This window comes from Acidisoma sp., assembly GCF_035492295.1.
GTDB lineage: Bacteria > Pseudomonadota > Alphaproteobacteria > Acetobacterales > Acetobacteraceae > Acidisoma.
This window is the reverse complement of sequence record NZ_DATJJK010000219.1, coordinates 1-12,874: the sequence shown is the minus strand read 5'-3', so window position 1 is coordinate 12,874 and position 12,874 is coordinate 1. Positions and strand designations below refer to the sequence as shown.

Genomic DNA, 12,874 nt, shown 5'->3' with positions numbered 1-12,874 from the left:
GAAGCTTTGACATAGGCCGGAGCCGGCTTCCTGGCAATCTTCGCGCTCGCAGCATTACGCCTAGAAGCGCCGTGAGGGAGAACCCGCGCCGTCCTCAAAAAGGATGAGACTGGACGGGTTTAAAAAGGATTAGACTTCACGAGTTTCCGCCAAGCCGCGATGACCGCTTCGCGGCTGCCGCTGGCGCGACCCAGACCGTAGCCGCGGACCAGACCTGTGGCCTCTGCCGCCAGCACCTGCTCCCGTGCCGTGGTCCTCGTCTTCGGGCGCAAGCTCTCAGCGAGGTCACCGGCGACCGCCCCGTCATTGAGTTCGCCCATGATCTCCTGGGTATTGGTGAGGCGGCGGACCAGCTTGCGGGCTGCCTTGCCGGGCAGCGCGTCCTGGAACATCTCCGCCTGGTAGCGGAGCTTCTTGCACTTGATGCGCAGCTGATGAAGCTCGGTCACCGGCATGGGGATGACGTCACGCAACGGGCGGGCTGTTTTCTTCCAACGGCCGTCAATGCAGCGGAGTGCGAATTCGCCGAGGCGGCTCATGTCGCCCTCGGCCTTCGGATCCGCGGCGAGCGGGGGCGGAGGGGCGGCGCCCGCTGCCACGCTCGGTCCGTCCGGCTGCTCCTGCTGCTCGGGCACGGAGGGCGCGAAATGCCGCCAGCCGACGCCGAGGCAAAGCGCGGCCAGCTGCCAGAGGAGGGCGCGATAGTCTGCCTGATGCTGATAAGCGATGAGGGCGGCATAGGCGCTTTCGCGCTGTGCCTCGGCTGCGTCGCGCAGCCAAAGCATGGCGGGCTGATCCTCCGGCAGGCTGGCCGCAATCGGTGCCACCGTCTCGGAGAGGAAGACGTCCCAGTCGCGGGCCGGGCCCAGCACCGCCTTGAGTTCCACGAGCAGGTCCTTCACGCGGTCCTCGCTGTCCTTCAGAATAGGACGGAAGGCGAGCATGAGGGCGCGCAGGCGCCGCATGGTGACGCGCGCTTGATGCACGGGCTCGGGGCCGCTGCGCCCCGGGATCTGGCCAAGGCGCGTGAGGAAGGTGGTGACGAAGCCGGAGGCGATGATGGCGAGCGCGTCCTCCGTTGCCATTCCGGGATCGAGCGGCGGGGCGGGCGGCGCCTTGATCCTGGTTCCCCGCAGCAGCAGCGCTTCGTGAGGCAGGGTCGCGACGGCTGGCTGGACCGGAAGGTCGGCCGCCAGTTGCTGCGCCAGATCCACAGCGGCTGCAGCGGTCGCCTCGATCTCCATGCGGTAGACGGGATGCGGGGCGCTGGCCTCGCCCGAAAGCCCGAGCGCGAAAAGCGTGCCCCGCAGAATGCGGCATTCGGCGGGGCCGCCGTCCAGCGTGATTGGCAGTCGCAAGATCTCACCCGTGAAGCGGGTGACGCTGCGGAGCGGCCCCGGCAGCGCCTCGCCGAGCTCCGCCTCGATGCCGGCGGGATTGATGGCGTCGGCGATCAGTGCCGCAGCGGTGCCCGGCCGGCGGGGCCAACCGAGGCCGAGGCGATCCAGATGCCATTGTCCGGCGTATTCAGAGAGGGCGAGATCGCGATGGGCAAGCTGGAAATCGACCGTGTCGTGCCAGACCCGTTCCAGCTTTCGGGCGCGGGGCCTACGCCCGCGGGGCTTCAAGGCAGGGTGCCGCAGAACATCCTGTTCGGCAGTGGAGGGATAGGTAAGTTCGAGTATGATCAAGGAATTGGTGACGACTTCTTCGCTAGACATTAACTTGCGGCAGGTTGCAGATCATGCGGAGTAAGAAAGCGGATCAGTCGGGCACCTTCCGGAAGGCTGCGCCAGCTGCCGGCGAGCGCGAATTCCGCAAGGGCCGCGGTGGGAAAGCCGCGGGCAAGGCGCTGGCTACCCGGCTGCCCCAGGCTCGCGGCATGGGCACCGAGGAGACTCATCGCGAGGTCGTGGAGGCCCGGATTATGGCCAATTACAAGAACACTTTCGGCATCGGCCGGTACTCCGGCCAGAAGGTCCAGAATCTGCCGTGGGCTGGCCAAATAGAGGTCGCCGGTCTTCTCGATGCGCGGCGTCCCGCTCAGCGGCTCGATCCGCTCCAGCGTTTCCCGCGTCCGCCGGGCGGAGGAGACCAGGACGAGATCCGGCCTAAAGCCCAGTCTCTGGATCGCGCTGCGCATCGCGGTTGCATCAGCCTTCCCTTCCGTATCGAGTGGACGGTCGTGGTCGCTGAGGCTGGGATCGTCCCAACGCGACTTGGCGTGGCGCAGGAGAAGGAGCTGGCGCATGACCCGATCCTCGCACGAAAATCCGTTCCTGTCGCCAGCCGCGGCGCGGATTCCCGTCATAAGGGCTGGCACCTACCCGGATGGATGAGCCCAGGCGCGGCGCTGCCCGCCGGACCGCAAGAATCTTGACCACGGAGATATGCCCCATGCGCGCAAAGACATGCCATTCCTGCCCGCAGGACAAAAAGCCGATCGGCACCGCTTGGCACGAGGCTTGTGTATGACGGAGCAGCATCCCCCCAAGCTTTCGCCTCAACGCCCCTGGGGTCTCGGCATGGGCCGGCGTTCGCTGCTCGGCATGGGGGCGACAGGAGCCGCCCTCCTTATGGCCGGTGGCGCCCGAGCCCAGGAAGTGCCGCCCGACAACGAACTCACCTTCAATCTCATCCGTGAGAACGAGAAGATCGGCCATGAGACGGTCTCCTTCGAACGCTCCGGCACGAAGATGACGGTCTTCGTCGATGTCTCAATCCGTGTCACGATGGCGATGGTCACGGTCTTTCGGCTGCACCACCACGAGACCGAGACATGGGACAATGGCCAGCTACTGAGCTTCGCCGCCACCACCCAGAAGAATGGACGGAATTATTACGCCCAGGGCTGGCGGGTGAACGAGAAATTCATGGTCCGCGGCACCGCCGACCCGGCAGGCTACGAAGCGCCGCCAGGGGCGCTCCCCACCTCGCAATGGAACCACGCCATGCTGCAGGGGCCGATGATCAACACCCAGGATGGACGCCTGATGCGCCCCGTGGTGACCAGCCACGGCATGACCGATGTCGTGACGGCCGAGGGCGGCAGAATTCCGGCCCGCCACTTCGCCGCGCGGGGCGATCTCCATTTCGACACCTTCTTCACCGACGCCTGGGAATGGGTGGGCTTGTCTTTCAAGGCGGATGACGGTTCCCTCGTCACTTACGAAAAGGTCTGAGGGGTCGGCCGTGGGGCAGTTGAAGATCGCGATCGAGCAGGTGACGCCGTTCCAGCAGAACTGCGCCTTCATCTGGGATGACGAGACGCTGCATGGCGTGGTCATCGATCCGGGCGGCGATGTCGACAGGCTGCTCGAAACGGCTGCCGCCACCGGCATCACCGTCGACCGCATTCTTCTCACCCATGGCCATATTGACCATGCCGGTGGTGCCGCGCGCTTGCGCGACGCACTTTCGGCAAAGCAGGCTGCACCGGTCGAAATCTGGGGGCCGGACGAGCGCGACCGCTTTCTGCTCGACGGTCTGCAGGTTACTGGCGAGGGCTACGGCATCACCGATGCCCGCGCCTTTCTGCCGGATCGCTGGCTCGCGGAGGGCGACCGCGTCGAGATCGCCGGGCATGATTTCGAGGTGCTGCACTGCCCGGGCCATACACCGGGCCACATTGTGTTCGTCGCCCGTGACCTCGGCTTCGGCATCGTCGGTGACGTGCTGTTTCGCGGCTCCGTGGGCCGTACCGACTTCCCCTATGGCGACAGCGCGGCGCTGCTCCGCTCGATCCGCGAGAAGCTGATGGTGCTGGACGACCGCACCGTCTTCATCTGCGGCCATGGTGCACGCTCGACCATCGGGACCGAGCGCCAGACCAATCCTTTTCTTGTCGAGGGCGCATGACGGACGCGGCACGCTGGCGCGATGACGGCGTCCAGGTCATCCCGGGCAATCAGCTCGATCCCAATACGGCGTCGACGCCGGGGATGGAGCGCGCCGCCGCCATCACCGCGGCGCGTACCGGCGCTCAGAAGATCTGGGCCGGCACGGTGACGATCGCGCCGCATGCCAAAACCGGCGCGCATCATCATGGCGATCTCGAGAGTGTCATTTACGTGCTGCGTGGCCGGGCCCGCATGCGCTGGGGCGACCATCTGGAATTCGTGGCCGAAGCAGGCCCAGGAGACTTCATCTACGTGCCGCCCTTCGTTCCGCATCAGGAGATCAATGCCGGGACCGATGAGCCGCTGGAATGCGTGCTGGTGCGGAGCGGCGGCGAGGCTATCGTCGTCAACCTCGACATTGAGCCGGTGGAGAAGCCGGAGAATGTCGCGTGGATCGACCCCATTCACCGTCACGGCTAATCACCGGCGCGGGCGCCCAAGCTTTCCGCCAGCTTGGCAATTCCTCTCCAAACTGACAGGATGCCGCTGCCAGCGGTGAAGCTTCTCGGCGCTGACCTGTCACAACGAACAATGTGGGGGACGGATGTCCGATACACGGAACGCCAGCCGCGTGGTGCTTGCCGCCTATCTCGGCTGGACGCTGGATGCCTTCGACTTCTTCATCATGATCTTCGTTTTCGATGATGTGGCGAAGACTTTCGGCGTTGGCCTGACCACGGCGAGCCTTGCCATCACACTCACTCTGCTGATGCGCGCCTTCGGTGCGCTCATCTTCGGGCGCCTGGCTGATAAATACGGCCGCCGGCCGGTGATGATGTTCAACATCCTCTGCTTCTCGGCGCTCGAACTGCTCTCGGGCCTCGCGCCCACGCTGCTCTCCTTCATGATCCTGCGTGCGCTGTTTGGCATTGCCATGGGCGGCGAATGGGGTGTCGGCTCATCGCTGACGATGGAGACCATTCCGGCTAAATGGCGCGGCTGGGTCTCTGGCCTGCTGCAGGCAGGCTATCCCTCGGGCTATCTCCTGGCGACTCTCGCCTTCGGCCTGCTCTATCCCCTGGTCGGCTGGCGTGGACTCTTCATCGTGGGCGCCCTGCCGGCTCTGCTCGTTGTCTATATCCGCCGCAACGTGCCCGAAAGTCCGGACTGGCATGCCCGCCAGAGCGAGCCCCGTGTCCCGGTCAGGGACATTCTGCGGCGCCACGCCGGCCTGACGATCTATGCCGTGATTCTCATGGCTGCCTTCAACTTCTTCAGCCACGGCACACAGGACATCTACCCCAAGGCTTTTCTGAAGGTGCAGCATGGCTTCAGCCACGACACCATCACCGTGATCGCGCTGGTCTATAACATCGGTGCGATCCTGGGTGGCCTCACTTTCGGCTCGATTTCGCAAATCATCGGCCGGCGCTGGGCCATCGTCATCGCCGCCCTTCTCTCACTGCCCGTCATCCCACTCTGGGCCTTTTCGGACTCGCCCTGGCTCCTCGGCCTTGGCGCCTTCCTCATGCAGTTCATGGTCCAGGGCGCCTGGGGCGTGATCCCGGCGCATCTCAACGAGCTCTCGCCGCCCGGAATCCGCGCGACCTTCCCGGGGTTCGTCTATCAGCTGGGCAATTTCCTCGCCTCCTATAATGCCACGCTGCAGACCCGGATCGGCGCGGCCTACAACCACAACTACAGCTATGCCCTTGCCGGGGTCGCCGGGGTGGTCGCCGTCGTCATTGCGCTCCTCTGTGCCTTCGGCGTGGAGCGGAGCCACGTCAAAATGGGTGGCGAAGCCCGCAGCTGAGCTGCCGAATCAGACTTCGTCTACGGAGACGGGGTCTGCTTCATCCTGAACCGATCGGACCCGAGGGGGCGGAGAGGGGAAGCGTCACCTCGATGCAGGTGGTCGCTTCCCCGCTTGCATGGCGGACCGAGATGGTGCCGCCATGCGCCTCGATCAGTTCGCGGGCGATGACGAGGCCGAGCCCGCTGCTGCCAAAGCGGAAGGCGCCCGAGAAGGGCCGCAGCGCATTGGCGAGCTGTTCGTCCCGGAAGGGGCGGCCGTCATCTGAAAGATGGATGACGATCTTTTCAGCCAGCGCCTCGACCATGATCTCCATGCGCCGCGCCTGGGCTTTGGCCGCGGTCCGAAGAAGGTGGCCGAACGCGCGGAGCAGCAGCGCGCGGTCGGCCTCGATCGTAACATCGGCGGCCATCCGATACTCGACCGCCATGGTCTGGTGCTGGACATGGACCTCTTGGGCGACCTCGTCGAGCAGGAGGCCGAGCGGACAGGGCGCGCGGGCGAGCGCGGGAGCGCCGTCATTGGCGAAATCCAGCGATGTGTTGATGAGCGCCGTCGCCTGCTCCAGGGCGGCGACGATGAGCCGGCCTGCACGCGCCACCTTGCTGTCTTCCGACGTCTCCAGCCGATCCGCCACCATCAGGGCGGAGGCCATGATGTTGCGCAGATCGTGGTTGAGCTTCGCCTGGGCGACGCCGAGTTCGGCAAGTCGTCGGAGTCGCCAGACATCGTCACCCAGGGTGTGGCGGAGATCCGCCACTTCGGCTCTGAGAGAGACCAGTTCGCGGTCCTGGGGATCAGGGCTGTCGGCGTGGGTCATGCTGGCACGGACTCCGTCCGGTTTGCGGTGTCGAGCGCCCCTCCGGCGGCCATCGGGCTCGCCGCGAGGCGCTTCGCCAGAAAATGCCCGGCCGTATTAAATTTGCTTGAAAGAGGACGGCTGACGGGGGCCGGATTACCGTCAACCGTCCGATAATTGTTTGGGCCAAGGCTCCGCGGCATGCCAGGTCGCCGCTTCGGCTGGCCGCGGACCAGGACGAGGACAAGCGCGAACGCGGTTTGGCGTGCGTCGCTCCGGCGGCCGGGCGCGCCTGGGGCCGGTGGCTCTCCGAAAAAGGTCATTTGGCGATAATCAGCGAAAAGGCGCATCTGGCAACCGGCGCTTGCGCATTGACGCCCGTGGGATGCGAACTCTATACCGCGCCTCCTAACGGGACTCTCATCCCAGATGAGGGCGCCCGCCTGTTTTGTTGACGCCTTATCATGACGGTTCTGGCGGCCGGGCCACGCCCGCCCGCGGCCGGGAAGACTGGAGAGTAACGTGAAGCGCACTTATCAGCCCTCGAAGATCGTCCGCAAGCGGCGCCACGGCTTCCGTGCCCGCATGGAGACCGTCGGCGGTCGCAAGGTGGTGGCCAATCGCCGCGCCAAGGGCCGGAAGCGTCTGTCCGCCTGATTTTCTTCTTCCGGACCGAAGGTGGTGATGTGGCGACGACTCGCATGAGCCAGCCGCCACGCCTCAAGCGCCGGGCGGAGTTTCTGGCGGTGGCGGGCAAGGGGGCGAAGGCTCCCATGCCCGGGCTGGTGCTGCAGCTGATGCCGCGCGCCGACGAGGCGCCGTTGCGTGTCGGTTTCACCGTGACCAAGAAAGTCGGCAATGCCGTGGTCCGCAACCGGACCAAACGGCGCCTGCGCGAGGCCGTGCGACTTGGCCTTGACCCGCAGGCGCATCGCGGCTTCGACATGGTCGTGATCGGACGGGATAAAACGGCCGATCGGCCGTTTGTCGAGCTGATCGAGGATCTGCGCCGCGCCCTGGCGCGGGCCGAGCGCAACCTGGCGGCCCCGGCGGCCGCACAGGGCCGAGCGCCATGAACGATTTCCTTGCCACCATCCTCCGCGCGCTGCTCATCGGGCTGGTGCGCCTCTGGCAGGCACTGCTGCGCCCCGTGCTCGGCTCCAATTGCCGCTTCCACCCCGGCTGCAGCGACTATGCGCTGGAGGCCATTCGGGAGTATGGGGCGATCCAGGGTGGTTGGATGGCCATCCGCCGCATCCTGCGCTGCAACCCCTGGCACCCGGGCGGCTACGACCCCGTGCCGCCGCGTGAGGGTTGCGACCACCACCACCACCATGATCATGGCCTGCCACAGGGCAAGCCGCGGCAAACAAACTGGGACCCCGCCGGCTGATGGAACAGAAGCGTCTTTTCATCGCGATTGCGATATCCCTCGTGGTCCTCCTCGGCTTCGAGTTCCTGGTGCAGCCGCATCTGCCCCACCCGAAGCCGACGACGCCCGCGATCACGTCCACGCAGAACGGTGGCACAAGCACGGCCGATAACGCGTCGCCGGGTGCCCCTGCCGGCAAGGGCGGCGTTTCCGCCGCTGCCGGTGCCGTGGCCGCCGCACCATCGCCCACCGTCGCCATCAAGGCCCCATCGCTCGACGGCAGCATCAGCCTGCGCGGCGCGCTGCTCGATAACCTCGTGCTCACCGACTATCACGAGACGATCGACCCCAAGTCGCCGCTGGTGAAGCTGCTGGAGCCGACGACCAGCGACAAACCCTATTACATTCAATACGGCTGGGCCCCTGCGCCGGGCCAGTCGATCGACGGCGCGCCCGTGCGCCTGCCGGATTCGAACACGCTCTGGAAGGCTTCGGCCGATACGCTGTCCCCCGGTCACCCGCTGACGCTCACCTGGGACAACGGCCAGGGCCTGACCTTTGCGCTGACCTATACGATCGACGACCACTACATGTTCTCGGTCGACCAGCAGGTGAAGAATGCCGGCAAGACAGCGGTGGACCTCTTCCCCTGGTCGCGCATCCGGCGCGACTACATGCCGCCGACCTCCGGCTTCTACCTGTTGCATGAAGGCCCGATCGGCGTCTTCCGCGGCACCCTGCACGAGCTCGGCTACAAGAGCATCCAGAAGGACGGCGAGAAGAATGACGGCGTCGGCTATACCGAGACGAGCGACGGCGGCTGGCTTGGCTTCACCGACAAATACTGGCTGACCGCTCTCGTTCCCGACCAGCATGACGACATGACCGGCTCGGTCCGCGCCATCAGCGTCAACGGCACCGAAGGGTTCCAGAGCGACTTCATCGCGAGCAAGGCCGAGACCGTGGCGCCCGGCGGCACGGCTTCCATGACCAGCCGCGCCTTCACTGGCGCCAAGGTGGTCAGCCTGCTCGACCATTACGAGGCCGTCTATCATATCCCGAGTTTCGACAAGGCGGTCGACTTCGGTATCTTCTACTTCCTGACGAAGCCGATCTTCTTCGCGCTCGACTACCTCAACCATGTGCTGGGCAATTTCGGCCTCGCCATCATGGTATTCACCGTCGCGGTGAAGCTGCTGTTCTTCCCGCTTGCCAACAAATCCTACAAATCCATGAGCAAAATGAAGCTCATGGCGCCGAAGATTCAGGAGATGCGCGAGCGCTTCAAGGACGATCCAGCGAAGCAGCAGCAGGAGATGATGGCCCTGTACCGGGCGGAGAAGGTCAATCCGGCCTCCGGCTGCCTGCCCATGGTCATCCAGATTCCGGTCTTCTTCTGTCTCTACAAGGTCATCTTCGTGACGATCGAGATGCGGCACGCGCCGTTCTTCGGCTGGATTCACGATCTTTCGGCGACGGATCCCACCAATATCTTCACGCTCTTCGGTCTCATCCCCTGGGACCCGACGACGATTGCCCCCTTCCTGCATCTCGGCGCCTGGCCCCTCATCATGGGCTGCACGATGTTCCTGCAGCAGAAGCTGAATCCGCCGCCGCCGGACCCCACCCAGGCGCGCCTGTTCCAGCTGATGCCGATCATCTTCACCTTCATGCTGGCGCATTTCCCGGCCGGCCTGGTGATTTACTGGAGCTGGAACAACCTGCTCTCGTGTGCGCAGCAGTGGTTCATCATGCGCCGCACCCGGCTCGACCGGCCGCGCATGCTGCGGACCGAACGTAAGGGTGCGAAGGCCTGAGGCCGCGTCATGGCGGAGAAAGACACCATGCCGATGCCGGAGGGGCTCAGCCTCTCCCTCGAGCCGGCAACCGCTGACGAGTTGGAGGCGGCGCGGGTTTTCTTCGCCGCCCCCTGCAACTTCTTCTATGCCGCGCAGAGCCTGGAGCAGCTGCCCGCGCCGCGCGGGCTGGAACTGGCCTTCGCTGGCCGCTCGAATGTCGGCAAATCATCCTTCATCAATGCGCTGACTGGGCAGCACGCACTCGCCCGGGCCTCCAACACCCCGGGCCGGACACGGCAGCTCAATTTCTTCGACCTCGGCGGGCATCTCACGCTTGTCGACATGCCGGGCTACGGCTACGCCCAGGCCGAGAAGAAGGTGAAGGAAGACTGGCAGGGCCTGATGTTCAATTATCTCCGCGGCCGGCCCAATCTGCGCCGCGTGGCCCTGCTCATGGATGCGCGGATCGAGGTCAAGCCCTCAGACACGGCGGTGATGGACCTGCTCGACAAGGCAGCGGTCACCTTCCAGATCGTCATGACCAAGGCAGATGGGCTGAAGCCCGGCCCGCTCGCGCGCAAGGAAGCGGAACTCCAGGGTCTTGCCCGGTCGCATGCCGCCGGCTTCCCCCAGGTGTTGGTGACGAGCGCGCGAACCAGCCTGGGCATTCCGGAAGCGCGCGCTGCCTTCGCTGCCCTGGCGCAGAACGCGGGGTAGCAGTAACGGCTTGCCGCCGCCCCGGGGCGGCGTTTCTTGTTGTCTCGCAGGAAAGGATGAGTGGATGAGCTCCGCCTCTGAACGCTACCGGCTCGCGGCCGAACAGGCCTCCACCGTCTCGCGCGCGCTGCCCTATTTGCGCCGCTACGCGGGCGCCACCATCGTTGTGAAATACGGCGGCCATGCCATGGGGGACGACGCGCTGGCGACCGGCTTCGGCCGGGACATCGCGGCGCTGAAGCAGGTCGGCATCAACCCTGTCGTGGTCCACGGCGGCGGGCCGCAGATCAATGCCATGCTCGCCCGCCTTGCCATCAAATCCACCTTCGTCCAGGGCCTGCGCGTGACAGACGCCGCCATGGTTGAGGTCGTGGAGATGGTCCTCGCCGGCTCCGTGAACAAGCAGGTAACCTCGCTCATCACCCAGGCGGGCGCGCTCGCCGTCGGCATCTGCGGCAAGGATGGCGGACTCATCCGCGCCCGCAAGCTGACCCGCCTGGTGCGGGATCCGGACAGCAACATCGAGCGCGCGCTTGACCTCGGCTTCGTCGGCGAGCCAGCTCATATCGACATCCGCGTCATCCACGCCCTGACCGGCGCCGGGCTGATCCCCGTCATCGCACCCGTCGGCATCGGCGAGGACGGGCAGACCTACAACATCAATGCCGATACGGCGGCGAGTGCCATTGCAGCGGCCCTCCAGGCCCATCGCCTGCTCATGCTGACGGATGTGCCGGGCGTGCTCAACGAGCAGAAGGAGTTGCTGCCGGAACTCACCGTTGAGCAGGTCGAGGCTGGGATCGCCAGCGGCATGATCTCGGGCGGCATGATCCCCAAGGTCGAGAACTGCATCGCCGCTGTGCGCGGCGGCGTGAAGGGGGCGACCATCCTCGACGGCCGCGTCGAACACGCTTGCTTGTTGGAGCTCTTCACGGAAGGTGGGGTCGGCACCATGATTCTCGGGTAATATCTGCGAATCGATCCATAGAGGCAGGAAATGATGCGACTGTTCCGGCGTGGCGTAATGGCTTTGAGTTTGGTGGCCGGCGTCTCACTCGGGGCCGTCGCGGCGCGGGCCGAGCATTCGACGGTGGATTTCCCCGGTATCGGCCAAGTGACGCTCCGTACCATCAAGGCGCTGGGGGCTCTGCCCAGCGTGGCGCTGGCCGGGCCGGATGGGAAGGTCCTGTTGAATGCGACTGTGGGCGGCACACAGTCCGAATATTTCCGCATTTCCAAGGGACCCGACGGCACGCTGAACCCCACGGTGCACTATGCCGTCCTGCCCGGTCCCAATGTCGACTCCCGCGCCGTGCTTGCCGTCGCCGCCGCCATGGGCGGTTCGGACTGCGCCTATGAGGCGATCGTCTTCGGCTCGGATCACGGCAAGCTCAGCCTGTGGACCCCCAAGACGATCGATACCATGGCCGAAGGCGGCATCTATGTCGGCGACCTCGGCGGCAGGCGCGGCTACGGCATGGCGGTTTGGAACTTCATCTGGGGTGACGAGGCGCATGTGGCACCGCATCGCTACCGCGTGTCGCTCTACAAGCTGAACAGCAGGATGGAATTCTACCATACGGCGACGCTGACGACGCACGGCCATTATGCGGACGATATGGCGGCGCTCAAGGAACTCAAGCTCGATTTTCCGAACCTCACGACCTCGATTCCGAAGCTCTCCTGCTAGAGCGTGAGCGCGCCAGTGATTGGCACTGACCGGGCCCCGGGACGCGCATGTCTGACGGTTGCATGACAGGAAATTCAGGTTTTCGCCAAGCCCCGGGACACGCGGAGTTGCCTATCCAGGTCAGGCGTCAAGCTGAGTGAGGGAGATATTCATGAAGCGTTTCCGACCCCTTCTTCTCGCCGGTATTATGACGGCCGGCGTCACGGCCCTCGCAGGCTATGCCTATGCGGGAGAGGGTGGCCTCAAGACGCTCATCCTCCAGTTGCCGGGTGGCAGCGTCCAAACGATCCAGCTGGCCGGACCGACCCAGCCCACGATGCTGATCATGCCTCCGGCAATGCCGGCGGCCTTCCTCGCTCCCGTCATGCCGGCTGTCGTTCCCGTCGCTCAACAGGATCCCTTCGCCCAGGTCGACCGAATCTCCGCCATCATGGACGCTCAGGCCGCAGCGATGATGAGCGCCATGAATGTGATGATGACGCGGGGCATGCCCGGCGCCATCCCTGGTCCCGGTAGTCTCGTGCCGGCCGCCTTCGGGCCGTTGCCGCCGGGCGACTCCGCCAGTTATTCCTTCATCTCCGCCACATCGGGCGGTTCTGGCGGCGCCTGCATGGAAAGCGTCCAGATCACCGCCATGGGGGCGGGCCAGGCGCCCAAGGTGGTGTCTCGCCGCGCGGGTGACTGCGCTGGCGGATCGCTCTTCGGCCAGCGCCCGGCCGCGGTGGTCGTGCCCCATGTCCAGCAGCCGGAGCCCAAACTCATCCGAGCGAGGGCGGAGATGCCGGCTTCGGTACCGCGAGCGTCCCAGAGCTGAGACTGAGTTTGTCAGGACGCTTGGGCGCCCC

15 protein-coding genes are annotated in these 12,874 nt (G+C 65.4%); 12 read left to right on the top strand and 3 right to left on the bottom strand.

Going from position 1 to position 12,874, the window contains the following annotated elements:
* Positions 1-119: 119 nt before the first annotated feature.
* Positions 120-1,691 (bottom strand): CHAD domain-containing protein, encoded by a 1,572-nt coding sequence (locus VL752_RS16630; protein WP_325356977.1) that lies wholly within the window; start codon positions 1,689-1,691, stop codon positions 120-122.
* A 29-nt stretch (positions 1,692-1,720) separates the two neighbouring features.
* Positions 1,721-2,251 carry a SixA phosphatase family protein gene (locus tag VL752_RS16625; protein ID WP_325356976.1) on the bottom strand — a complete coding sequence of 177 codons (531 nt, stop codon included), beginning with the start codon at positions 2,249-2,251 and terminating at the stop codon, positions 1,721-1,723.
* Positions 2,252-2,471: 220 nt separating this feature from the next.
* On the opposite strand from VL752_RS16625, the gene VL752_RS16620 reads away from it, so the two are divergent.
* From VL752_RS16620 to VL752_RS16605, 4 genes are all read left to right on the top strand, one after another.
* Positions 2,472-3,182: a DUF6134 family protein gene (locus VL752_RS16620; protein ID WP_325356975.1), complete on the top strand. Its 711-nt coding sequence runs from the start codon at positions 2,472-2,474 to the stop codon at positions 3,180-3,182.
* Between the two features lie 10 nt (positions 3,183-3,192).
* Positions 3,193-3,858: an MBL fold metallo-hydrolase gene (locus tag VL752_RS16615; protein WP_325356974.1), complete on the top strand. Its 666-nt coding sequence runs from the start codon at positions 3,193-3,195 to the stop codon at positions 3,856-3,858.
* Positions 3,855-4,319, top strand: coding sequence for a cupin domain-containing protein (locus VL752_RS16610; RefSeq protein WP_325356973.1), 465 nt, complete (start codon positions 3,855-3,857; stop codon positions 4,317-4,319). Before VL752_RS16615 ends, VL752_RS16610 begins: the two co-directional genes overlap by 4 nt.
* A 124-nt stretch (positions 4,320-4,443) precedes the next feature.
* The gene (locus VL752_RS16605) at positions 4,444-5,652 is read left to right on the top strand and encodes an MFS transporter (protein ID WP_325356972.1); all 1,209 of its coding nucleotides are present in this window, start codon (positions 4,444-4,446) and stop codon (positions 5,650-5,652) included.
* Positions 5,653-5,692: 40 nt separating this feature from the next.
* Here VL752_RS16605 and VL752_RS16600 read toward each other — a convergent pair whose 3' ends face one another.
* On the bottom strand, positions 5,693-6,472 hold the full coding sequence (locus tag VL752_RS16600; protein WP_325356971.1) for a sensor histidine kinase: 780 nt from the start codon (positions 6,470-6,472) through the stop codon (positions 5,693-5,695).
* Between the two features lie 501 nt (positions 6,473-6,973).
* Between VL752_RS16600 and rpmH the strand changes: the two genes are divergently transcribed.
* The 8 genes from rpmH to VL752_RS16560 all read left to right on the top strand — a co-directional run bounded on the left by rpmH (position 6,974) and on the right by VL752_RS16560 (position 12,843).
* A complete protein-coding gene (rpmH, locus tag VL752_RS16595; protein ID WP_325356970.1) occupies positions 6,974-7,108 on the top strand; it encodes a 50S ribosomal protein L34 in 135 nt (44 codons plus the stop codon).
* A 44-nt stretch (positions 7,109-7,152) separates the two neighbouring features.
* Positions 7,153-7,527 carry a ribonuclease P protein component gene (rnpA, locus tag VL752_RS16590; protein WP_325356969.1) on the top strand — a complete coding sequence of 125 codons (375 nt, stop codon included), beginning with the start codon at positions 7,153-7,155 and terminating at the stop codon, positions 7,525-7,527.
* Positions 7,524-7,844 carry a membrane protein insertion efficiency factor YidD gene (gene yidD / locus VL752_RS16585; protein WP_325356968.1) on the top strand — a complete coding sequence of 107 codons (321 nt, stop codon included), beginning with the start codon at positions 7,524-7,526 and terminating at the stop codon, positions 7,842-7,844. The genes rnpA and yidD overlap by 4 nt, the downstream gene beginning before the upstream one ends.
* Complete coding sequence (yidC, locus tag VL752_RS16580; protein ID WP_325356967.1) at positions 7,844-9,640, top strand: membrane protein insertase YidC; 1,797 nt, start codon at positions 7,844-7,846, stop codon at positions 9,638-9,640. The genes yidD and yidC overlap by 1 nt, the downstream gene beginning before the upstream one ends.
* A 27-nt stretch (positions 9,641-9,667) precedes the next feature.
* Positions 9,668-10,339 (top strand): ribosome biogenesis GTP-binding protein YihA/YsxC, encoded by a 672-nt coding sequence (yihA, locus tag VL752_RS16575; RefSeq protein ID WP_408863160.1) that lies wholly within the window; start codon positions 9,668-9,670, stop codon positions 10,337-10,339.
* Positions 10,340-10,403: 64 nt separating this feature from the next.
* Positions 10,404-11,306: an acetylglutamate kinase gene (argB, locus tag VL752_RS16570; RefSeq protein WP_325356966.1), complete on the top strand. Its 903-nt coding sequence runs from the start codon at positions 10,404-10,406 to the stop codon at positions 11,304-11,306.
* A gap of 57 nt (positions 11,307-11,363) precedes the next feature.
* On the top strand, positions 11,364-12,029 hold the full coding sequence (locus VL752_RS16565; protein ID WP_325356965.1) for a hypothetical protein: 666 nt from the start codon (positions 11,364-11,366) through the stop codon (positions 12,027-12,029).
* 151 nt (positions 12,030-12,180) lie between these two features.
* Positions 12,181-12,843 carry a hypothetical protein gene (locus VL752_RS16560; RefSeq protein ID WP_325356964.1) on the top strand — a complete coding sequence of 221 codons (663 nt, stop codon included), beginning with the start codon at positions 12,181-12,183 and terminating at the stop codon, positions 12,841-12,843.
* Positions 12,844-12,874: the final 31 nt, after the last annotated feature.